At 66.0% G+C, this 21696-nt stretch carries 23 protein-coding genes and 1 other RNA gene; 13 read left to right on the top strand and 11 right to left on the bottom strand.

From position 1 onward, the window contains the following. Positions 1 to 7: 7 nt before the first annotated feature. Together AC1DWU_RS14830 and AC1DWU_RS14825 are read left to right on the top strand one after the other, a co-directional pair. Positions 8 to 988, top strand: coding sequence for a type II secretion system F family protein (locus tag AC1DWU_RS14830; RefSeq protein WP_477150766.1), 981 nt, complete (start codon positions 8 to 10; stop codon positions 986 to 988). Between the two features lie 9 nt (positions 989 to 997). Then, on the top strand, positions 998 to 2011 hold the full coding sequence (locus AC1DWU_RS14825; RefSeq protein ID WP_477150765.1) for a type II secretion system F family protein: 1014 nt from the start codon (positions 998 to 1000) through the stop codon (positions 2009 to 2011). Positions 2012 to 2087: 76 nt separating this feature from the next. Here AC1DWU_RS14825 and AC1DWU_RS14820 read toward each other — a convergent pair whose 3' ends face one another. Continuing rightward, entirely contained in the window at positions 2088 to 2876 is a 789-nt protein-coding gene (locus AC1DWU_RS14820; protein WP_477150764.1) for a tetratricopeptide repeat protein, read from the bottom strand. A 161-nt stretch (positions 2877 to 3037) separates the two neighbouring features. On the opposite strand from AC1DWU_RS14820, the gene AC1DWU_RS14815 reads away from it, so the two are divergent. Together AC1DWU_RS14815 and AC1DWU_RS14810 are read left to right on the top strand one after the other, a co-directional pair. Next, on the top strand, positions 3038 to 4381 hold the full coding sequence (locus tag AC1DWU_RS14815) for a leucyl aminopeptidase family protein (protein WP_477150763.1): 1344 nt from the start codon (positions 3038 to 3040) through the stop codon (positions 4379 to 4381). A 35-nt stretch (positions 4382 to 4416) separates the two neighbouring features. Further along, on the top strand, positions 4417 to 5331 hold the full coding sequence (locus AC1DWU_RS14810; protein ID WP_477150762.1) for a GNAT family N-acetyltransferase: 915 nt from the start codon (positions 4417 to 4419) through the stop codon (positions 5329 to 5331). Here AC1DWU_RS14810 and AC1DWU_RS14805 read toward each other — a convergent pair. Continuing rightward, positions 5328 to 6275: a 2-hydroxyacid dehydrogenase gene (locus tag AC1DWU_RS14805; protein WP_477150761.1), complete on the bottom strand. Its 948-nt coding sequence runs from the start codon at positions 6273 to 6275 to the stop codon at positions 5328 to 5330. The genes AC1DWU_RS14810 and AC1DWU_RS14805 overlap by 4 nt on opposite strands. A gap of 71 nt (positions 6276 to 6346) precedes the next feature. Continuing rightward, complete coding sequence (locus AC1DWU_RS14800; protein WP_477150760.1) at positions 6347 to 7057, bottom strand: c-type cytochrome; 711 nt, start codon at positions 7055 to 7057, stop codon at positions 6347 to 6349. Between the two features lie 244 nt (positions 7058 to 7301). On the opposite strand from AC1DWU_RS14800, the gene AC1DWU_RS14795 reads away from it, so the two are divergent. Further along, positions 7302 to 8132 carry a prephenate dehydratase gene (locus tag AC1DWU_RS14795; RefSeq protein WP_477150759.1) on the top strand — a complete coding sequence of 277 codons (831 nt, stop codon included), beginning with the start codon at positions 7302 to 7304 and terminating at the stop codon, positions 8130 to 8132. A gap of 24 nt (positions 8133 to 8156) precedes the next feature. On the opposite strand, the gene AC1DWU_RS14790 is transcribed toward AC1DWU_RS14795, so the two are convergent. Next, entirely contained in the window at positions 8157 to 8378 is a 222-nt protein-coding gene (locus AC1DWU_RS14790; RefSeq protein ID WP_477150758.1) for a hypothetical protein, read from the bottom strand. A 302-nt stretch (positions 8379 to 8680) separates the two neighbouring features. Then, positions 8681 to 9076, bottom strand: coding sequence for a hypothetical protein (locus tag AC1DWU_RS14785; RefSeq protein ID WP_477150757.1), 396 nt, complete (start codon positions 9074 to 9076; stop codon positions 8681 to 8683). Positions 9077 to 9173: 97 nt separating this feature from the next. Here AC1DWU_RS14785 and ffs point away from each other — a divergent pair. The 4 genes from ffs to recR all read left to right on the top strand — a co-directional run bounded on the left by ffs (position 9174) and on the right by recR (position 12064). Continuing rightward, positions 9174 to 9269, top strand: an RNA gene (gene ffs, locus AC1DWU_RS14780) — signal recognition particle sRNA small type. A gap of 82 nt (positions 9270 to 9351) precedes the next feature. Next, complete coding sequence (locus AC1DWU_RS14775) at positions 9352 to 11142, top strand: DNA polymerase III subunit gamma/tau (RefSeq protein ID WP_477150756.1); 1791 nt, start codon at positions 9352 to 9354, stop codon at positions 11140 to 11142. Beyond that, entirely contained in the window at positions 11139 to 11462 is a 324-nt protein-coding gene (locus tag AC1DWU_RS14770; RefSeq protein ID WP_477150755.1) for a YbaB/EbfC family nucleoid-associated protein, read from the top strand. The genes AC1DWU_RS14775 and AC1DWU_RS14770 overlap by 4 nt, the downstream gene beginning before the upstream one ends. 8 nt (positions 11463 to 11470) lie before the next feature. After that, positions 11471 to 12064 carry a recombination mediator RecR gene (gene recR / locus AC1DWU_RS14765; protein ID WP_477150754.1) on the top strand — a complete coding sequence of 198 codons (594 nt, stop codon included), beginning with the start codon at positions 11471 to 11473 and terminating at the stop codon, positions 12062 to 12064. Here recR and AC1DWU_RS14760 read toward each other — a convergent pair. Next, entirely contained in the window at positions 12061 to 12525 is a 465-nt protein-coding gene (locus tag AC1DWU_RS14760) for a hypothetical protein (RefSeq protein ID WP_477150753.1), read from the bottom strand. The two genes, recR and AC1DWU_RS14760, sit on opposite strands and share 4 nt — an antisense overlap. A 198-nt stretch (positions 12526 to 12723) precedes the next feature. Here AC1DWU_RS14760 and AC1DWU_RS14755 point away from each other — a divergent pair, with 198 nt between their 5' ends. Continuing rightward, positions 12724 to 15114 (top strand): bifunctional diguanylate cyclase/phosphodiesterase, encoded by a 2391-nt coding sequence (locus AC1DWU_RS14755; RefSeq protein WP_477150752.1) that lies wholly within the window; start codon positions 12724 to 12726, stop codon positions 15112 to 15114. A gap of 47 nt (positions 15115 to 15161) precedes the next feature. Here AC1DWU_RS14755 and AC1DWU_RS14750 read toward each other — a convergent pair whose 3' ends face one another. After that, positions 15162 to 16337 carry a DNA recombination protein RmuC gene (locus tag AC1DWU_RS14750; protein ID WP_477150751.1) on the bottom strand — a complete coding sequence of 392 codons (1176 nt, stop codon included), beginning with the start codon at positions 16335 to 16337 and terminating at the stop codon, positions 15162 to 15164. Between the two features lie 150 nt (positions 16338 to 16487). On the opposite strand from AC1DWU_RS14750, the gene def reads away from it, so the two are divergent. The 3 genes from def (at position 16488) to truA (ending at position 18866) form a co-directional block, all read left to right on the top strand. Further along, positions 16488 to 17009, top strand: a complete 522-nt coding sequence (gene def, locus AC1DWU_RS14745) for a peptide deformylase (RefSeq protein ID WP_477150750.1) — start codon at positions 16488 to 16490, stop codon at positions 17007 to 17009. 199 nt (positions 17010 to 17208) lie between these two features. After that, positions 17209 to 18129 carry a methionyl-tRNA formyltransferase gene (gene fmt, locus AC1DWU_RS14740; protein WP_477150749.1) on the top strand — a complete coding sequence of 307 codons (921 nt, stop codon included), beginning with the start codon at positions 17209 to 17211 and terminating at the stop codon, positions 18127 to 18129. Beyond that, positions 18129 to 18866, top strand: coding sequence for a tRNA pseudouridine(38-40) synthase TruA (gene truA, locus AC1DWU_RS14735; RefSeq protein ID WP_477150748.1), 738 nt, complete (start codon positions 18129 to 18131; stop codon positions 18864 to 18866). Before fmt ends, truA begins: the two co-directional genes overlap by 1 nt. On the opposite strand, the gene AC1DWU_RS14730 is transcribed toward truA, so the two are convergent. Genes AC1DWU_RS14730 through dapE form a run of 4 tightly spaced genes read right to left on the bottom strand, consistent with a single transcriptional unit; the run spans position 18850 to position 21690 of the window. Then, positions 18850 to 19452, bottom strand: a complete 603-nt coding sequence (locus AC1DWU_RS14730) for a hypothetical protein (protein WP_477150747.1) — start codon at positions 19450 to 19452, stop codon at positions 18850 to 18852. The genes truA and AC1DWU_RS14730 overlap by 17 nt on opposite strands. Beyond that, on the bottom strand, positions 19452 to 19991 hold the full coding sequence (locus AC1DWU_RS14725) for a hypothetical protein (RefSeq protein ID WP_477150746.1): 540 nt from the start codon (positions 19989 to 19991) through the stop codon (positions 19452 to 19454). Before AC1DWU_RS14725 ends, AC1DWU_RS14730 begins: the two co-directional genes overlap by 1 nt. Beyond that, positions 19988 to 20536 (bottom strand): hypothetical protein, encoded by a 549-nt coding sequence (locus AC1DWU_RS14720; RefSeq protein WP_477150745.1) that lies wholly within the window; start codon positions 20534 to 20536, stop codon positions 19988 to 19990. Before AC1DWU_RS14720 ends, AC1DWU_RS14725 begins: the two co-directional genes overlap by 4 nt. Next, positions 20536 to 21690, bottom strand: coding sequence for a succinyl-diaminopimelate desuccinylase (dapE, locus tag AC1DWU_RS14715; protein WP_477150744.1), 1155 nt, complete (start codon positions 21688 to 21690; stop codon positions 20536 to 20538). Before dapE ends, AC1DWU_RS14720 begins: the two co-directional genes overlap by 1 nt. Positions 21691 to 21696 lie beyond the last annotated feature (6 nt).

Here is a 21696-nt window from a genome sequence, read left to right as displayed (position 1 = left end):
CCCAACGATGACTCCGATCATTCTCGCCCTCCTCGCTGCCGTATGCGTAGGCGCTGCCGGCTTTGCGCTGGCGCCGGCCCTGTTCGGCAACAGCGGACGGGCGGGAAAACGCATCAAGGCGATGCAGGGCGATATCCAGGCCAACCGGCGCAACGCCGACGTGGCGCGCAACCGCGATACGCGCCGCAAGGAGATCCAGCAGACCCTGCGGGCGCAGACCGCGGTGCTCGAAAAGCGCAAGAAGCGCATCCCGCTTCAGGATCGCCTCTATCAGGCCGGCATGAAGCTCAAGCGCGGCGCCTTCATCCGCAATTCGGTGATCTTCGGCGCGATCATCTTCGTGCTCTGCTTCGTGCTGCAGCTCGAGCTCATCTACTGCCTCGTATTCTCCATTGCCGCGGGCTACCTGCTGCCGCGGATGTACCTGGGGCGGCGGCGCAAGAAGTACCAGAACGCTTTCCTCGATGAGCTGCCCAACGCCGTGGAAGCCATCGTCCGCGGCGTGAAATCCGGTTTGCCGCTCAATGACTCGATGCGACTCGTGGCCAAGGAAGCCAAGGAGCCGATCAAGTCGGACTTCCAGCGGGTGCTGGACCAGCAATCGGTCGGCAAGACCATCCAGGAAGCCGTCGTGACGCTTTACGATCGCGTGCCGCTGCCAGAGGTCAACTTCTTCGTGGTCGTCATCACGGTTCAGGCGCAGGCCGGCGGCAACCTCAGCGAAGCGCTGGGCAACCTGGCGCGCGTGCTGCGCAACCGCAAGAAGATGAAGCAGAAGGTCAAGGCCATGTCCTCGGAAGCCAAGGCTTCCGCCGGCATCATCGGCTCGCTGCCGATCATCGTGGCGGTCCTCGTTTCGCTGACCACGCCCAGCTACCTGTTGCCGCTGATCCAGACGCCGATCGGCAACGTGATGCTCGGCATCGCCGCGGTCATGATGTTCCTCGGCGGGTTCATCATGAACCGCATGATCCAGTTCGATATCTAGGGGCCAGCGATGGACAACCTCGTCGCAACGCTGACCAACACCCAGTTCCTGGTGGCAGTCCTCGCCGCAGTCGCTGCCGCCGCGGTGGTCTTTTCCGTCGGCGCCACCTTCTTCGGCGGCAACTCGCAGATGCGCCAGCGCATCAAGCGTGTCGCGCTTGAGCGCGAGAAGATGCGGGCCGAGGAAATGGCCCGCCTGCGCGGCACCGGCGCTGGCAGCGACCCGCAGACCCGCACCATCCGCCAGGCCGCCGGCCGCGACTACATGAAGAACATCGTCGAGCGCTTCTCCCTCGAGAAGGCGTTCATGAACGAGAACACCGCCGAGCAGCTGGCGCGCGCCGGCTATCGCGGCCAGTCGGCGATGACCACCTTCCTGTTCCTGCGCTTCGTCACGCCGGTGGTGCTGTTCGTCCTCGCCTTCGCCTACATGGCGCTGACGGTCTTCGCCGACAAGCCGCTGTGGATGAACGCGGTCTACGCGCTGTTCGTCGCCCTGATCGGCGCCTACCTGCCGAGCCTGCTGCTCAAGAACAAGACCATCAAGCGGCAGCAATCGATCAAGCGCTCGTGGCCGGATGCCCTCGATCTGGTGCTGCTCTGCGTCGAGGCCGGCATGTCGGTGGAGCACTCGCTCAAGCGCGTCGCCAAGGAAATCGGTGCCCAGAGCATCGAGCTCGCTGAAGAGATGACGCTGACCACCGCCGAACTCGCCTTTCTCGAGGATCGCACCCGCGCCTACGAGAACCTCGGGCGCCGTACCGGGCTCGACAACGTGAAATCGGTGATGCAGGCGCTGATCCAGGCCGAGCGCCATGGTACCTCGGTCGGCTCGGCGCTGCGCGTCATGGCCGAAGAAGGCCGCGAGACCCGCATGATGGAGGCGGAAAAGAAAGCCGCCGCCCTGCCGCCCAAGCTCACCGTGCCGCTGATCGTGTTCTTCCTGCCGGTGCTGTTCATCGTCATCCTGTCGCCGGCCATGATCCGCGTCTTCTCCAACAGCTACATCAGCGGCGGCAACTGATCTCGGTCGGCAGCCACAATGACAAAGGGCGCCCCAGCGGCGCCCTTTGTCATCTCCGACGATAGGGGGCGTGGCGTCAGCCGGCGCCCTTGATCAGGTCCCAGCGGTTCTGCTGCGTCAGCAGGGCCCGGATGTACTCCATATTGGCCTCGACCTGATCGGCGGGGAGTTCCGCCGAGAACAGCGCACGGCTCTCGTCGAACCGCCCCTGCAGCCCGACCACCAGCGCCAGGTTCTGTCGCACCTGGCTGTTGGCGCCGCGCATCTTCACCGCCATCCGCAGTTCCGACTCGGCCTTGTCGAGCTCGTTGGTCATGGCATAGGAGAGCCCGAGATTGGCATGCAGCGACGCCTGGTCGGGAGCGATCTTCAGCGCCTGCCCATAGGCCACCCGCGCTTCGTTGTTGCGCCCGCTCTGGTCGAGGATCGCGCCCTTGACCATCAGCGCATTCCAATCCGGCGAGGTCGGGTTGATCGCCCGGTCGATGACGTTCAGCGCTTGGTCGAACCGGCCGGCCGCCGATAGGGCCTTGCCATATCCGATCAGGACATCCGGATCGTCCTTGAAGCGGGCGACGCCGGTCTCGAGCACCGCCACGGCCTGGTCGTTCTGGCCGTTGGCGCGCAAGGCGGCTGCGTAATAGACGATCGTCGCCTTGTCGTTGGGCGATTTCTTGTAATGCGCGGCGAGCTGCGCCAGCGCGGCCTGCTTCTGGTCCATCGGTTGGCCGGTGAAATCGGCGTCGCCGATGCTGCCGGTGGTCATGGGGTTGGTGGCGCAGGCGGAGAGCGCCAGGGCTGCCACGCTCACGAGGAGCAGGGCGCGCAACGGTTTCAGATCAGTCCGGACAAGACGCAACAACACGAAACACTTCCTCTGGGCCATGCGATTTGCAGTTCCCGAGCCCCAGAGCAGCAATAATTGATTAACCCTAATACGGGGTTAAGGTACGCTTTCGGACCGTTGCCACGCTCTTTGGCGGGGCGTAAATCCACCCTGTCCCGCCTCTTGCAACGGATTGCCCAATGGCCAAGTCCAAGTCGCTGCCGCTCATTGCCGTGGAGCAGGGCGCGCTCCCCCCGAGCCTGACGCCCGCCGAGGCCAAATGGGCCAAGGCCAATGGTTTCACTGGCCAGCGCGGCCGCCTGCTGGCGCTTCCGGGCAGTGACGGCGCGCTTGCCGGCCATCTCTTCGGCCTCGGTGAAGCCACGGGCCGCCCGGCGCTGACCCTGGGGCTGGCGGCGGCGGCGCTCGAGCCCGGCCATTACCGGCTCGCCGGCAGCTTCGGCGATCCCACCCTCGCTGCCCTGGGGTTTCGCCTCGGCGCCTATCGCTTCGACCGCTACCGCAAGGCTCGCGACCCCGTGTCGCTCGATGCCGTCGAGGGCGCCGATGCGGCCGAGGTGGCACGGCTGGCGGATGCGGCTTATCTGGCGCGCGACCTGATCAACACGCCGGCCAATGATCTCGGCCCCGACGCGTTCGAGAAGGAAATCCGCGCCTTCTGCAAGCGGCACAAGCTCGACATCAAGGTGATCGCCGGCGACGATCTGCTGAAGCAGAACTTTCCGATGATCCACGCCGTCGGCCGCGCCGCCGCCGAGGCACCACGGCTGGTCGAGTTCAACTGGGGTAAGGCCAAGGACCCCAGGATCACGCTGGTGGGGAAGGGTGTCACCTTCGATACCGGCGGGCTCGACATCAAGCCATCGGCCGGCATGCTGCTGATGAAGAAGGACATGGGCGGCGCAGCCAACGTGCTGGGCCTCGCCCACGCCATCATCGACGCCGGGCTCCGCGTTCGGCTGCGCGTGCTGATCCCGATCGTCGAGAACGCCATCTCCGGTCCGGCCTTCCGGCCCGGCGACGTGCTGCGCGCCCGCAACGGCTCCACCGTCGAGATCGGCAACACCGATGCCGAGGGCCGGCTCATTCTCGGCGACGCCCTGGCGCTCGCCGACGAGGAGGCACCCGATCTGATCGTCGACATGGCGACCCTCACCGGCGCTGCCCGCAGCGCCCTCGGCCCCGACCTGCCGCCGCTCTACGCCACCGACGACGCGCTGGCCCGCGACATCATCGCCGCCGGTGCCATGTCCGACGACCCGCTGTGGCAGATGCCGCTCTGGGCCGCCTATGATGCGATGATCAGCTCCAAGATCGCCGACGTAAACAATGCCGGTGCCAGCGCCTTCGCCGGCTCGATCACCGCGGCGCTGTTCCTCAAGCGCTTCGTCAGACAGGCCAAGGCCTGGGCGCATCTCGATATCTACGGGTGGGCGCCAGAAGCCAGGCCCGGTCGCCCGTTCGGCGGCACCGACCAGGGCATTCGCGCCGTGTACGGTTACCTGAAACAACGGTATAGTTGACAAGATCAACGATATCGGCGCCAATCTCATCCATCATGGATGAGACGCAGATCGCCGAGATTCGCCGCTTCAACCGCGCCTTTGCCCGCTGGCTGGGGCTGTTCGACGAGCATTACTCGAAGACCGACTACAGCCCGGCCGAGAGCCGGTTGCTCTACGAACTCGACGCGGCGGGCCATTCGAACAGTGCCACGCTGGCCCGGGCCATGGGCGTCGATCCGGCCTACATGAGCCGCATGGTCTACAAGTTCGTCGCCGCCGGGCTGATTGCCAGTTCACCCGGCACCCGCGACCGGCGCCGCAGTGAACTCGCGCTCACTGCCGAAGGCGACCAGGCCGCGGCCGATGTCGAAGCCGCCGCCGATCGCGCCATCGCTGACTTGGTCGCGCCGCTGTCGGAGGCCGAGCGGCAGGAACTGGTCTCCGCCATGCAGACCATCGTTCGCATTCTCGATCAGGAGGACGGCGCTGCCTCGATCGTCCTCAGGCCCCACCATATCGGCGACGTCGCCCACGTCGTCGCCCGCCAGTCGCGTCTCTATGCCGAGGAGTTCGGTTGGGACGGCAGCTACGAGGCGCTGGCGGCGGAGATCGGCGGCAAGTTCCTGCAGGACTTCGATCCGACGACCGAAGGCTGCTGGATCGCCGAGCGCGATGGCAGGGTCATCGGCTCGGTGTTCGTCGTCGATGCCGGGCAGGGCGTGGCTCAACTGCGCCTGCTCTATGTCGAACCCGAAGCCCGCGGCCTCGGCGTCGGCAAGCTGCTGGTCGACCAGGTGGTCCGCTTCGCCCGCGACAAGCGCTATTCGAAAATCCGGCTCTGGACCCAGTCGAACCTCGCTGCGGCCCGCAAGCTCTACACTGCCGCCGGCTTCACCCTCACCGAAAGCAAGCCCCACCACAGTTTCGGCAAGGACCTCGTCGGCGAGTACTGGGAGCTGAAGCTCTAGTAGCCGCGGCTGAAGTCGATCACGTTCGGCAGCGGCAACCCCGCCTCGTGATCCCGGATCACCTTGGAGAAATACGCAACGCCCGTCCGCTCGCTCGAGGCAGCGGCGATGTGCGGGGTGATGTAGACATTGTCCATGTCCCAGAGCGGGCTGTCCTGCGGTAGCGGCTCTACCTCGAACACGTCGAGGCTCGCCGCCTTCAGCGTGCCATCGTTGAGCGCCCTGACGATATCGGCTTCCCTCTGGTGCCCGCCGCGCGCCGCGTTGATCACCACCGGCCCCTCGTTGTCGATGCCGCCGCGCTTCAGCTTCGAGAACGTCTCATAGTTGAGGATGCCCTGCGTCTCGGCGGTCAGCGGCAAGAGGTTGACGAGAATATCGGTGCCCGAGAGGAACGCCTCGAACTGCTCCGGCCCGGAGAACGCCTCGACGCCCTCGACCTCCTTGGGCGACCGGCTCCAGCCGCGCAGCTTGTAGCCGAACACCTTGAGATGCCGGATCGCGTCGAGCCCGAGCTGGCCCAGCCCCATGACGCCGACTGTCGCGTCCCATGCCGGCGCCGGGTAGAGCTGGCGCCACTGCCGGGCCGCCTGGTCGCGCTTGAAGCGGGTCATCAGCCGCTGGTGCATCGTCACCTGCGAGACGACGTAGTCGCTCATCCGCTGCGTCAGGTCTTCGTCCATGAACCGCGCGATCGGCACGTCCTTGGGCCGCGACGGATTGCGTAGCAGCGCATCGACGCCGGCGCCCAGCGACAGGATGGCCTTGAGGTTGTGGAGGCCTTCGAAGGCATCCGGCTTGGGCTTCCAGATGAAGATGTACTCGATCTCGTCGGGGTCATAGCTGTCGGCCCGGGTCACCACCTTGCGGCCGGGCAGGGCGGCGGCAAAGCCATCGGCCCAGCGCCGCTCGTTGAAATCGGCGAGGTGCAGCAGCAAGGTCATCGGTGGTCTCCCCAAAACGAACGAGCCGCACCAGGGGCGCGGCTCGGTAAATCAGTTGCCGTGAGCCAGGCTCACTGAGCGGCCGGCGCTGCCGGTTCGGTCGTCGCAGCCGGAGCCTCAGCGGCCGGTGCAGCTTCTGCGGCCGGCGCAGCAGCGGCATCGGCAGGAGCAGCTTCCGCGGCGGGAGCAGCGGCGGCATCGGCCGGAGCCGCAGCCGGAGCGGCTTCGGCGACCGGGAACGGCACGGGCGACGGCGACAACGTCTGCAGGTAGGCGAGGATATTGGCGCGCTCGGCCGGATCCTTGACGCCGGCGAAGCTCATCTTCGTGCCGGGCGTGAAGGTCTTTGGCGAGGTGATGAAGGCGTTGAGGTTCTCGTACGACCACACGTCGCCCTTGGCCTTGTGCTCTTCCATACCGGCCGAATAGGCAAAGCCCTCGTGGCTGCCGATCGGGCGACCGACGACACCGTAGAGCAGCGGGCCGGTCTTGTTCGATTCGCCTTCGCCGAAGTTGTGGCAGCTGGCGCACTTCTTCGTGGACGCCTGGCCCGCAGCGGCATCCGCGCTGGCCAGCAGCGTGCCGAGCGGCACTTCCGGAGCAGCCGGCTCGGCGGCGCCGCCACCATGCTCGCCGGCGACTTCCGCCTCGGCTAGCGTGAGGCCCGGACCGCGATCTTCGATCGGGTGATAAACGGCCTCGGCCAGGAACCCTACGCCCATGACGAACAGCAGGGTGCCGAGAATGGCGCCAATGATCTTGTTGAGTTCGAACGAATCCATCGGGGGTATCTTTAGCCTTTGACGCCGGTTTGATGAACGGCGGAACAGCGATAGGCCATAGCTAGCCAACCCCGGCGCTTCAAGCCCTGTCCCGACGCGGGCGGAAGATAGTCTGTCCCTCCCCATGGCGCAACGGGGTAACGCGCACTGCGACAATAGTGGAAAGAGGAGGCTTCTCCTCAACATTGACTTGGCTCGCACCGGGTCGCATTAAGGCGCGCCTTTCGTTTGGGAGTTCCAGTACATGTCCAGAAAGATCGCGTTCCAGGGTGAGCCCGGCGCCTTCAGCCACGCGGCGGCACATGCGCTGTTTCCGAGTGACGAAGCGCTGCCCTGCACCACTTTTGAGGACACCATCTCGGCGGTGCAGAACGGCGATGCCGAATTCGGCGTGGTGCCGGTGGAAAACTCGCTCTACGGCCGCATCACCGACATCTACCACCTGCTCCCCAAGAGCGGGCTGTTCATTACCGGCGAGCATTTCCTGCGCGTCGAGATGAACCTGCTCGGCGTGCCCGGCGCCAAGCTTGCCGATATCAAGTCCGTGCAGTCGCTCTCGGTGGCGCTCGGCCAGTGCCGGAAGTTCATAGCCAAGCACAAGCTGAAGACCATCAACGGCGTCGATACCGCCGGTTCCGCGCGCGAAATCGCCGAAAGGGGCGACAAGTCGGTGGGCGCCATCGCTTCGCTGTTCGCTGCCGAGGTTTATGGGCTCGACGTGCTGGCACAGAACATCGAGGATGCCGCTCACAACACGACGCGTTTCCTGGTGATTTCGAAAAAGGCCGAGGAGCCGGCGCCCGAAGCGGGCAAGGTGAAGACCACCTTCGTGTTCCGCGTCCGCAACGTGCCGGCAGCGCTTTACAAGGCGATGGGCGGCTTTGCCACCAACGGCGTCAACATGACCAAGCTCGAAAGCTACATGCTCGACGGCTCGTTCACCGCCACGCAGTTCTACGCAGATATCGAGGGACATCCGTCGGATCGCTCGGTGCAGCTCGCCTTCGAGGAGCTGCGGTTCTTCACCGACCACTTCCACGTACTGGGCGTCTACAAGGCCGCGTCCGCGACCTAGCAAGCTCGCCTCGAGCTTGTCGGCTCAGTAGAAGTCGTCGTCCTCGTCGGCGCCGATGGTGAGGCCGCCAGCCTCGACACCCCAGTCGAGATCGTCGGACTTGTCTTCCTCGCGACGGGCTTCGGCTTCGAGGATCTGGTGCTGGAACGCCGGCAGGTAGAGCGGGGCACCAATTTCGCGGGTAGCGGCGCGCTGCATCTGGCTGAGCGCGATGAGTTCGTGTGGAACGCGGACTGACTTCAACATGACAAGCCTCCTTGGGGCTCGTGAAGTCATTAGAATGCGCCCCAGTTTGTTAACAAGGTCTGAGGGATGCGTTCAGGGTGGGACGGTTGCCTGCACGTGATCATCCAACCCACGGGCCGTCATCCCGGCGAAAGCCGGGACCCACTGCTCGGACGGTCGGGTAGGCGCGAACCCATCCGGTCCATCACAGCAAGGTCGGAGAGGCTCGAGCGAGTGGAGCGCTCAGAGCACTGGGTCCCGGCTTTCGCCGGGATGACGGCCGGTGGGGTAGGTGAGAGGCAGGGCCAAGTCGAGGGCCAAGCCTAAGCCCCCAGCCCCGCATCCCGCTTCAACTCGCTCAGCAGGTACTTCAGCCCAGCGATGTTCTTGCTCGCCTCGATCCTCGGCCCCATCTGCTCGGCCGAGATCGCGATGCTCTCGCTCAGCGCTTCCAGCGCTCCTTCGATCTGGAACAGGTCGGGCCGCATCTCGTGGCCGGGAGCCAGGTTGTCGATCAGCCGCTCGCAGTGATCGAGCGCATCGCGGATGCGCCAGCGCGTGCGATCGGCTTCGCGAAGCAGGTGCGGGCTGGCCTGCGCCCTGCCGCGCGCCGCGTCGCGATACTCGTCGGCAATGGTGTTCCAATGCCCGATCATCCCCTGCCACAGCGCGATGTGGTGCCGGGCCTCGGCTTCGTCACTACTACCTCGGGCGATCATGGCCGCCTCCAAGCTCTCAAACTCGCCCAACTAACGCCGCCGAGCACCGGGGAGTTGCATCTTGCCATCGCCGCAATGTCGCGCCATATAGCGGATCGGGAGGTTGGCGCGGACGTGTTCCTCGCCAACCGGGTCAGGACCGGAAGGTAGCAGCCCCAACGAGACCTTCACGGGTCGTTGCCAGCCTCCTACTTCCCACATCTTTCTGATCAGGCCCCGCGCTTTGATGGCATGAACTTTTGCGATCCGCGTCCGCGGTCGCTATATGCTCTGCCATGGCTGACGGAATGTTCCCCGACGATCCCCCTGCGCCCGCCGCCAACGCGGCGAAGTCGCCCTATCTGGTGCTGGCACGAAAGTACCGGCCGCTAAGCTTTGCCGGGCTGATCGGTCAGGACGCCATGGTCCAGACCCTCAGGAACGCCTTCAAGTCGGGCCGCATCCACCACGCCTTCATCCTCACCGGCGTCCGCGGCGTGGGCAAAACCACCACTGCCCGCATCCTCGCCCGCGCCTTCAACTACGAGGACGAGACCGGCCGCCATCCAACCCTGGATTTCGAGAAGGAAGGCATCCACGACCGCGCCATCATCGAGGGCCGCCATGTCGACGTGGTGGAGATGGACGCCGCCTCGAACACCGGCATCAACGATATCCGCGAGATCATCGACTCGGTGAAGTACGGGCCCGTCTCGGCGCCCTACAAGGTCTACATCATCGACGAAGTGCACATGCTCTCGACCGCGGCCTTCAACGGCTTGCTGAAGACGCTCGAAGAGCCGCCGCCCTATGTGAAGTTCATCTTCGCCACCACCGAGATCCGCAAGGTCCCGGTGACCATCCTCTCCCGCTGCATGCGCTTCGATTTGCGCCGCGTGCCGCCCGAGACGATGACCGCCCACCTCATCGACCTCCTCGCTCGCGAAAAGATCGACTACGAGCCCGAGGCGCTGGCGATGATCGTCCGCGCCGGCGAAGGCTCGGTGCGCGACAACCAGTCTCTGCTCGACCAGGCGATCAGCCACGGCGACGGCAAGGTGACCACCGCGACGGTCAAGGCCATGCTCGGGCTGGGCGACCGCGCCCGCACCATCGATCTGTTCGAGGCGCTGATGGCCGGCCGCATCGGCGATGCGCTGGGTAACCTGCGCGAGCTCTACGATGCCGGCGCCGACCCGCAGACCATCGTCGCCGACCTCTGCGATTTCACCCACCTCGTCACCCGCATCAAGATCGTTCCGGCAGCCGCCGACGACGTATCGCTGACCCCGGACGAGCGCACCCGCGGCGCGCAGCTGGCGACAAAGCTCGGCATGCGCGCTCTGTCGCGCACCTGGCAGATCCTGTTCAAGGGCTATGACGAGGTGCAGCAGGCCGGCAACGCGCTGCAGGCCGCCGAAATGGTGCTGGTCCGCCTCGCCTATGCCTCCGACCTGCCGACGCCGGACGAGCTGATCGCCAAGCTCGGCAACCTGCCCGCTCCCACCCAGCCGCAGACTGCCCCGGTGGCCCGTGGCAATGGCGGCAGCGGTGGTGGGCCATCGGCCGCCCGGCAGTATCAGCCGGAAGTTGCGCCGCGCTTCGAAGCCGCGCCGCCGCAGCAGGCCATTCCGCAATCCACCCCGCAAGCCCAGGTCTTCGCCAATCCGCGCACCTACGCCGACCTCGTGGCGCTCGCAGGCGAGAAGCGCGACCTGATCGTCAAGCACGCGCTAGAATCCTCGCTGCGCCCGGTGTCCATCGGCGACGCGCGGCTAGAGGTGGCGCTCGTCCCCAATGCCGACCCCGGCATCATCCAGACCCTCAGCGCCAAGCTGAAGCTGTGGACCAACCGGCAGTGGATGATCACGCTCAAGACCGACGCACAGCACGTGCCGACCATGCGCGAGCAGCGCGAGGAGCGGCAGGAAGCGGTGCGCCAGGAGGCCCACCAGGATCCGTTGGTGCAGGCCATCCTCGAGACGTTCCCCGGCGCCACGGTGCGGGTGACCGTCAAACAGGAGCAGGTACCGATCGAAGCCTACGCGGATGCCATCCGCGACAGCGATGAGGAAGACGACGAATGAAAGACCTGATGGGAATGATGAAGGCCGCCCAGGAGATGAAGGGGCGGATGGAGGAGTTCCAGAACAAGGTCGCCGAGATGACCATCGAAGGCCGCTCCGGCGGCGGTCTGGTCACCGTGACACTCACCGGCAAGGGCGAGATGCGCGGCCTGAAGATCGACCCCAGCCTGTTCAGGGAAGACGACGTCTCGGTGCTCGAGGACCTGATCCTCGCAGCCCACAACGACGCCAAGTCCAAGGCCGAGACCGAAATGAACGCCAAGATGCAGGAGATGACGGCGGGCCTGCCGCTGCCTCCAGGCATGAAGTTCCCGTTCTAGAGGACGCTTTGGCTAACGGCGGACCCGAAATCGAACAGCTGATCCTGCTGCTGGCGCGCCTGCCGGGGCTTGGGCCGCGCTCGGCCCGGCGCGCCGTGCTGCAGCTGATCAAGAAGAAGGAACAGCTGATGATCCCGCTGTCGGCGGCGCTTGATCGCGCCGTCCAGGCGGTGACGGTCTGCGAGACCTGCGGCAACGTCGATACCCGCTCGCCCTGCCACATCTGTGCCGATCCGCGCCGCGACAGCGGGCTGCTGATCGTCGTCGAGGACGTCGCTGACCTCTGGGCGCTGGAGCGCGCCGGGGTAGGGCAGGTGAAATACCATGTGCTGGGCGGCGTGCTCTCGCCGCTCGACGGCGTGGGCCCCGATGACCTCTCGATCGATGCGCTGCTTCGCCGTGCCCCCGAATTCAATGAAATCGTCCTGGCGGTGAATGCCACGGTCGAGGGCCAGACCACCGCGCACTATATCACCGACCGCCTCGCCCCCAGTGGCGTGAAGATCACCCGGCTGGCCCATGGCGTGCCGGTGGGTGGCGAACTCGATTATCTCGATGAGGGCACGCTCAGCCAGGCGCTGAAGGCGCGTACTGCGCTCTAGTGCTTCTTGTCGGTATCCAGTCCGTCGCCGTCGATCCACTCGTTCTTGTCGATCGGCCCCTCCTCGTCTTCCGAGAACGACGCCTCGTCGGCCGCCTCGATCGCGTCGAGTTCGTCTGAATCGGGTGACAGGGTCTCGCGATGCGCCGTCGCGTCGTGATCGATCGAGGTAGGGTCCATGCCCTCCCCATCTAGGCTGCTGAGCTGGGCGATCGCCTCGTCGATGGCGCCGATCATGCTGCGCGGGTCGTCGTCGCCGAAATCGGGGGCTTCGAGATCGGCGAGTTCGGCCCGGATCGATCTCAGCCGCGCCAGCCGTTCGACCGCGGGCCAATCGTCGCCATAGAGCAGTTCCTCGAGCTCGGCCTGGCTCACCGGCTGGGCGAATCCTGGGGTATCGCCGTCATTGCCGGCTGGTGTGTCCTCCGCGATCAGGCCGCGGAAGTGGTTGTTGGCGCTCATCGGTCATACTCCCTTTGGACCTTAACGCACGCACCCACTGGCGGGTTCAGCCGAACATCTTAAGCCTCCATTTACGCCGTATCGAGAGGGCAGGCGGTTAAGCACAAGTCGTATCAAGCGAGGCAATACTCTCTTCACCACCGCGGGCCGAAAGCAGTGGCACTGCCTCCAGAAGGACGCGCCATCTTGCAGATCATATTGTCTACGCTTTTCGAGCATCACGACCTCCGCCTGGTGGCCCTGGCGGCACTCGTATGTGCTCTCTCCGCTTTTGCCGGTATCACGCTGCTCAATCATGCCCGGCGCACCGTCGGCCCGATGCAGAAGGCATGGCTTGCCGTTGCCGCCGTATCGGTGGGCTTCGGCGTCTGGGCGACGCACTTCGTCGCCATGCTGTCGTTCTCGGCCGGCATGCCGGTGGGCTACGACCTGCCGCTGACATTGGTTTCGCTGCTCTGCGCCATCACCATCGTCGGTGGTGGCCTGTGGTTCGCAACCATCGGCACCCGCCGCTCCGACACCATACTTGGTGGCGCCATCGTCGGCATCGGCATCGCCGGCATGCACTATGTCGGCATGGCGTCCGTGCTGCTGGGCGGCCACATCGTCTGGGATCCGACGCTGGTCACCACGTCGCTGCTCCTCGGCATGAGCCTGGGCGCGGCCTCGTTGTGGGTCGGCACCGAGCGCGACACGCTGCGCTGGCGGCTCGGCTCGACCGGGTTGATGACGGTGGCAATCTGCGCCATGCACTTCACCGCCATGGGCGCCGCGGGCCTAGAGAACTGCTTCCCCGTGGTTTCCGCCGCCGACCAGACGCCGCAATGGCTCTCGCTGGTGGTCGCGGTGGTCTCGGTGATGATCCTGCTGTTCGCCCTCGGCGGCACCTATCTCGACCTGCTCGATCGCCGCCGCACGGCTGCCGAAAGCGATCGCATGCGTGGCCTTGCCGACGCCGCGGTGGAGGGCCTGCTGGTGGCCCGCGATGGCGAGATCGTCACCGCCAACCAGAGTTTCCTGGCCCTGGTCGACCTGCCGCAGGTCGATGTCAGCGGCCGGCAACTGTCGGAGTTCCTCGGCTCCGCCGTCTGCTCCATGCTGCTCGAGCGCCCCAATATCGCCATCGAGACCGATCTCAAGACCGGCTTCGGAGTCGTGCCTGCGGAGGTGATCCTGCGGCAGGTCGATTTCGCCGGCCAGCCGCACCAGGCGATCGCCATCCGCGATCTGTCGGCCCGCAAGCAGGCCGAGCAGCATATCCGCTTCCTCGCCCACAACGACCCGCTGACCGGGCTGCCCAACCGCGTGAGCTTCTCGCGCAAGCTCGAGGACGAGATCAGCCACGCCCGCCGCCACGGCCAGACGTTTGCCGTGCTGTGCCTCGATCTCGACCGCTTCAAGGAGGTCAATGACCTCTTCGGCCACGCCGCAGGCGACTCGCTGCTGCAGCGCGTCGGCCAGGCCTTGCTCGGGGCCATCGAGGGCCAGGGCGACGCAGCGCGGCTGGGTGGCGACGAGTTCGCCGTGCTGTTGGGCGATATCGGCACGCCGGCCCGCGCCGGCCGCATCGCCGAGCAGATGCTCGATGCGTTCCGCCGGACCAACGATCAGTCGTCGAGCGGGGCACTGATTTCGGCCTCGGTCGGCATCGCGCTGTTCCCCGACAACGCGGATACCGCCGAACAGCTGATGACGCACGCCGACACCGCGCTCTATCGCGCCAAGCAGGACGGTCGCGGTATCTACCGCTTCTTCGAAAATGCCATGGGCGCCGAAGTGCGCGATCGCCGGCTGCTGGAGCACGACCTGCGCCACGCCGTGTCGCGCAACCAGCTGCGCCTCGTCTATCAGCCGCAGGTCGATATCCAGTCCGGCGAAGTCACCGGCTTCGAGGCGCTGGTGCGCTGGCAGCACCCCGAACGCGGCGAGATACCGCCGTCGGTGTTCGTTCCCGTCGCCGAGGAGAGCGGTTTGATCCTGCAAATCGGTGAGTGGGTGCTCCGCACCGCCTGCAACGAGGCTGCGCGCTGGAAGTCGCCGCTGTCGATCGCGGTGAATGTCTCGGCGGTGCAGGTGCATTCGGCCAGCTTCGCGCAGACTGTGCACGAGGTGCTGATCCAGACCGGGCTCTCGCCCTCGCGGCTCGAGGTCGAGATCACCGAGACGGCGCTGATCCGCGATATGATGCGGGCGGTGACGACGCTCCGGCAGATACGAGCGCTCGGCGTCCGCATCGCCATGGACGATTTCGGCACCGGTTACTCGTCGCTGGCCAACCTCCGCGCCTTCCCGTTTTCGAAGATCAAGGTGGACCAGTCGTTCATCCGCTCGGTCGACAACAACCACCAGTCCGCGGCCATCGTGCGCGCCGTGCTGGGTCTCGGCAGCGGCCTGAACGTTCCGGTGGTCGCCGAAGGCGTCGAACGGGCCGAGGAACTGGCCTTCCTCAAGGGCGAGGTCTGCCAGACGGCGCAGGGCTACCTCTTGAGCCGCCCCGAGGACATCCGCACCTTTGCAGCCGTCACCGAGGGGCGCACCAAGCTGCTCGACAGCATCCTGCCGGCGCCGATGCACGTGCTCGCCAGCTAGTCTTTCAGCATCAGGGCCGGCTGACCCCCACCTGCCCCAGTGATTCACTACTCTCCAGCGAGACGCTGCTCCGGCCGCGCCTCGTCGAACTCCATCGCCTCGATGCGCTCGCCGCGCTTCACGATCTTCGACGACGACGTAACGATGTCGCCGATATCCCCGGCGGCCTGGGTGAAATGCGTCTGCAGCTTCCGCACCCGCTCGTCCAGCCGGCCGACATCGGTGAGCAGCGCCCGCACCTCGGTCTGGATGCGATACGCCTCTTCGCGCATCTTCACGTCGCGCAGCAGCGCCTGCACCACCTGGATCGACAGCATCAGGATCGACGGCGAGACGATGACGATGCGGGCCTTGAGCGCGCGCTGCACCACATCCTCGAAATGCTCGTGCAGGTCCGCGAAGATCGATTCCGACGGCACGAACAGGAACGCCGTATCGGCAGTCTCCCCGGCAATCAGGTACTTTTCCGAAATCGCCTTGATGTGGACGCCCATGTCGTTGCGGAACCGGCTGGCCGCAAACCGCGGGTCCTCGCCTTCATCGGCGCCCGAAAAACCCTGCCAGCTCTCGAGCGGAAACTTGGCGTCGATCACCAGCGAGGGCGCGCCGTTGGGCATGTAGACCAGTGCGTCCGGCCGGCTGCCGTTCGAGAGCGTCGCCTGGAACGCATATGCATTCTGGGCCAGCCCATCCCCGATGATCGCTTCCATCCGGCCCTGGCCGAACGCCCCGCGCGTCTGCTTGTTGGCGAGGATCGACTGCAGCGACACCACGTTCTGGCTGAGCTGCGTGATGTTGGATTGCGCCCGGTCGATCACCGCCAGCCGCTCCTGGAGCTTTGCAAGGCTCTCGTTGGTCTTCGCGTTGCCTTCCTGCATTGCCGCGCCGATGCGCTGGCCCTGGCTGTCGAGTCGATCATTGACGAGGCGGGCGAGGTCGGAGGTGCGCGAGCCGAAGATCTCGCTCATCGTCTGCATCCGGCCGGTCATCTCCGACTGTACCCGCAGCATGTCGGCGATATAACGCTCGGTCTCCTGCGCCTTGAGCTGCGCCGCGGCCGCCTCATCGGCCCGCTGCTGCGCTTCCTCGGTGCGGATGCGCGACTGCCGCACCATCACCACCAGGAGGGCGATCAATAGCGCCGCGAACAGTCCTGCCGCCGCAAACGCGGCGATCTCGAGCGTGACGGGATAGTCGGCGATGACGAAGAGCACACGATCCATCGCGGCAGCCTACACGATTCGACCGAGTTGTTCCCGCATTGTTCACGTTCGCCCCAATTATCGTTGACGAAGCGTAAACCGGCTGGCCGTTGACCGGCGCCCGGGAAATACCATATTCAGCGGCAACCCCCGATGAAGGACTGAACGTTCATGGCCAAGCGCCCCATCCTGATCCTGCCCGACGAGCGCCTGCGCGCTATTGCAGAGCCGATCGAGAAGATCGACGATGGCATCAAGCAGCTCGCCAAGGACATGCTCGACACCATGTACGACGCGCCGGGCATCGGCCTCGCCGCGCCGCAGATCGGCGAGCTGAAGCGCATCGTGGTGATGGACCTCGCCAAGGAAGACGAAACCCCGGCGCCGCTGGTCATGATCAACCCCGAGATCCTGAAATACTCGGACGAGACCGTGACGACGGAGGAGGGGTGCCTGTCGATCCCCGAGCTCTACTACGACGTCGAGCGCCCGGCCGAGGTTACCGTCCGCTACACTGATCTCGACGGCAAGGAAGTTGAACTCGACGCCAAGGACCGCCTCGCGGTCTGCGTGCAGCACGAGCTCGATCACCTCGATGGCGTGCTCTACATCGACTACCTCAGCCGCCTGAAGCGCGACCGCGTGCTGAAGAAGTTCCAGAAAGCGGAGCGCCTGGCCAAGAAGGTCGGTTAGCACCTTAGTGAGGCGATCGCCTTCTCCCCTTGTGGGAGAAGGTGCCCGAAGGGCGGATGAGGGGTCTCTCTCCGCGCACTGGGTCGCTCCTCGCTCCGCTCGGATCGCGCTACACTTCGTTTCGCGGGACCCCTCATCCGGCGCTGCGCGCCACCTTCTCCCGCAAGGGGAGAAGGCGACCACCGAGAGACCGGAACATATGAAAATCATCTTCATGGGCACGCCGGAATTCGCCGTGCCCACCCTCACCGAGATCGTCTCCACCGGCCACGAAGTCGTCGCCGTCTACACCCGTGCGCCAAAGCCCGCCGGCCGCGGCCAGGCCGAGCGCAAGTCGCCGGTGCACGAGGCGGCCGAGAACTTCGGTATCCCCGTCTTCACCCCGCGCAGCCTCAAGCAGGCGCCCGAGCAGGAAGTGTTCGCCTCGCTCGATGCCGATGTTGCGGTGGTCGTCGCGTACGGCCTGATCCTGCCCAAGCCGATCCTAGAAGCGCCGCGTCTCGGCTGCCTCAACCTCCACGGCTCGCTCTTGCCGCGCTGGCGCGGCGCCGCGCCGATCCAGCGTGCGGTGATGGCCGGCGACGCGCGCACCGGCATCATGGTGATGCAGATGGACGAGGGCCTCGATACCGGCGCCGTCGGCCTGATCGAGGAAATGCCCATCGGCCCCGACATGACCTCGGGCGAGCTGCACGACAAGATGATGCTGGTCGGCGCCGACCTGATGGGCCGGGCGCTGGCGGCACTCGAACGCGGCAGCCTGCACTTCACCCCGCAGCCCGAAGAAGGCGTGACCTACGCCGCCAAGATCGACAAGGCCGAAGCCCGCATCGATTGGGGCAAGCCGGCGGCTGAGGTCCACAACCTGATCCGCGGCCTCTCGCCATTCCCCGGCGCCTGGTTCGAACTCGAGCTCAACGGCACGCCGACCCGCATCAAGGCGCTGCGCTCGACCCTGATCCCAGGCTTCGGCGCGCCCGGCACAATCCTTCCCGATCTTACCATCGCCTGTGGCAGCGGTGCCGTGAGGCTGACCGCGGTGCAGCGCGAGGGCAAGGGCGCGATGGATGCCGCCACGTTCCTGCGCGGAGCCGGGGCGCTGCCGGAACGGGCGGGCTAATGCCCCGCTACCGCCTCAGCATCGAGTATGACGGCCGCCCCTTCTGCGGCTGGCAGCGGCAGGCGCACGATCTGTCGGTTCAGCAACTGCTTGAGGAAGCCATCGAGCGCTTCTCCGGCGAGAGCGTCGTCACCCAGGCTGCCGGCCGCACCGATGCCGGCGTCCATGCCCTCGGCCAGGTCGTCCATTTCGACCTCGAGCGCGACTGGGACCCGTTCAAGGTCCGCGAAGCCCTGAACTATCACACCAAGCCGCACCCGGTGGCGATCCTCACTGCCGACCTGGTCGACGAGAGCTTCGAGGCCCGCTTCTCCGCCATCGCCCGGCACTACGAGTACCGCATCCTCAACCGCCGGGCTCGTCCTGGCCTCGACATGGGCCGTGTCTGGCACGTGCCCGTGCAGCTCGATGCCGACCGTATGCACGAGGCCGCCCAGCTCATCCTCGGTAAGCACGACTTCACCACCTTCCGCGCCGCCGAGTGCCAGGCAAAATCGCCCGATCGCACCCTCGATATCTTCACCGTGTCGCAGCAGTCCGACATGATCGTCGTCACGGCCAAGGCGCGGAGCTTCCTTCACAGCCAGGTGCGCTCGATGGTGGGTTCACTGAAGCTGGTGGGCGACGGCAAATGGCAGCCACGCGACTTCCGCGCTGCGCTCGACGCGCGCGATCGCGCCCGCTGCGGCCCGCTGGCCCCGCCCGACGGGCTCTATCTCACTAGGGTCGACTACTAGCCGCCGCGGCGTTCAGTTCGGCCAACTGCTCCGGCGACAGCGGGAACACCACGCCGACGATCAGCAGTGCGATGCTGACCCCGACCAGCTGCGCCACGAGGAACATGGCAATCTGCCACGCCGACAGCGTGACGATCAGGCGCGCGATATTGATCTCGATGACGATCACCACGATGCCGACGGCAATCAGCAGGAATTCGCCGCCGATGCCGAACAGGCTGAGCAGCGTGCTGGCGAGCGTGAGGAAGAACGAGGCCCAGTTGTCGGCAACCAGATAAGGCACGAGGCCATCGAGGCGTCTCAGCTGCCGCAGCAAGATGGCCGAGAAAGCGATCTGGAAGCCGAACAGGATGATGACCGTCATCACCGCCCGGAACACCGATCCCTTGGCGCCTGGCACCCCCAGCAGCAGCGGCAGCGCAGCGGTAATCAGCGTGACCGTGAGGAAGGCAATGAAGCTGCCGACGAGGCCGCGCGTCGAGAAATCGAAATACCTGCCCGACTGGCGATTGCCGATGACCAGCCCCGCGACGCCGCGCGCGGCCGAGCTCACCTCATCCCAGATCTCGTTGCTGCGTTCGGGCACTAGCCAATTCCCTGCATACCGGAGGTCAGCATGTAGAGCCCGACTCGGACGGCGACAAGCGCGGCGACCGAAAGAATGGCAAACGCGACGGAAATGCCGATCCGCAGTTTGCCGATTTCGCGCGCCACCCGATACTGCATGAAGCCGGTGACCCCGAGCGTCGCAACGATCAGGTTCGGCCCGCCGAAATAGGCGAGGGGCAGCGACAGCGCCAGGATGAACGCCATCGCATAGGTGCTCGGCACCGCCATGGCGACGGCCGGCGCCGAGAGCAGCCGCGCCGTGATCCAGATGACCGCCCAGACGGTCGCGAGCCGCCCCGCATTCACCGCGAGGCTGAGGGCGATCAGCCCCCAGCCGGGAAAGCCGCTCAGCATACTCTCGGCGGCAATCAGCAGCATCACCACCGCGAAATAGCAGCCGGCCGCGTTGACGAGGCCCAGACCCGTAAGATTGAACTTCTCCGCCGCCCCCGGACGCGCCGTCAGCAGGTCGAGCCAGCCGATGATGGCGCGCCACAGCTCGCCGAAAGCGTTCATGGCGCCGCCAGCATCGCCTGCCCGGTCGGCAAGGCCAGGAACAGGAAGCTCGCGGCGAATGTGCCGACCGCGACCAGCGCGCCGATCAAGATCGCCCCACCCCAGCCGACCCCGAGCAGGCTTTTCGACGCCCGTGCGGTGAAGAAGGCGAGGATGCCGATCAGCGCCGTGCCCGAGCTGACGCCGAGCGCGCCGAGCACCAGCCCGACGATCTGGCTGATCGCCAGCACCAGTGCGAGGAACAAGAAGAGCGCCGGCAGCTTCTCGCGCTTGTTCAGCAGCAGCGCCGCTCCGCCGAGCACTACGAACGGCACCGCCAGCATGATCAGCGCCACGGCAGCGAAGTCGACTACGACCCGCAGCGCCTCAGGTAGCATGCCGGCAAAGGGAACCATGAGGATCGCGGCCTGCAGGACCGCCAGCACGACGATGCCGGTCACCGCATGCGTCCAGGTCACGCTCGCCGCAGCGTCGCCAGGGGCTGGGGCCTTACCGAACACTGCCCGGCTCACCACGTCGATGGCGCGGTAGAAACCGTTGGCCATCACTTGGCTCCCAGATAGTCGGCAATGAACGCGGCGTAGACCGCCGTCAGATCCTCGACATCGGCGACCCGCACGTTCTCGTCCACCTTATGCATGGTCGGACCGGGCAGCCCGAACTCCACGACCGGGCAGTATTCGGCGATGAACCGCGCGTCCGATGTGCCGCCCCCGGTCGAGAGCTCCGGCGGGATGCCGGTGCGCCGCGCGATCGTCTCGATCAGCGTCTCCACCCCACCCCCGAGCGGCGACAGGAACGAGCGCGATGGCCGCCCCGCCACGGTGAATTCCACCGCGCAGCTGCGCGCGTCCTGGTTGCCGATCACCTCGTTGATCGCCTCGATCAGGCTCTCGGGCGTCCAGCGGTCGTTGTAGCGCACGTTGAAGCGCAGCAGCACCGAGGCCGGAATGACGTTGGTCGTCTCGTTGCCCACGTCGGCCGAGGTGAATTCGAGGTTCGACGGCGGAAAATGCTCGGTGCCGTCATCGAGCTTGCCGGTCAGCGCGCCGATCAGCAGCGCCGCCACCGGCAGCGGATTGTTGGCCTTGTCCGGGTAGGCAACATGCCCCTGCGTCCCGGTCACCCGAATCTGCCCGTTGAGCGACCCGCGCCGCCCCACCTTGATGCTGTCACCCACCCGCGCCGTAGCGCTCGGCTCGCCGACAATGGCGAAATCGAACCGATGGCCCTCAGCCTCCGCCCAGGCCATCAGCTTGTCGGTGCCGTTGACCGAGTCGGCTTCCTCGTCATTGGTGATCGCAAGCGAGATGTGGCCGGCGTCAGGCACGCGGGACAGCGCGGCAACGAACGCCGCGATCCCCGACTTCATGTCCGCCGACCCGCGCCCATAAATCGTCCCGTCGACGATCTCGGCAGCGAACGGCGGGTGCCGCCACGCCGCCGTGTCACCCGGCGGCACCACGTCGGTATGCCCTGCAAACAGCAGGTGCCTGCCGCCGCTGCCGCGCGTCGCGAACAGGTTGTCGACCGGATATGAGCCATCACCCTCGAAACGCAGGCGCTGGCAGCTGAACCCGAGCGGCGTCAGGGTCGCCTCGAGCACATCGAACGCCCCGGCAAGCTCTGGGGTGACCGAAGGTTGCCGGATCAGCTCTGCGAGAAGTTGGACGGGATCGATCCCGAGTGATGCGGGCATGTCCCG

The organism is Devosia sp. P2_G7 (assembly GCF_056403495.1).
The sequence above is the reverse complement of the archived record's forward strand: the minus strand, read 5'-3'. Positions and strand labels throughout refer to the sequence as shown.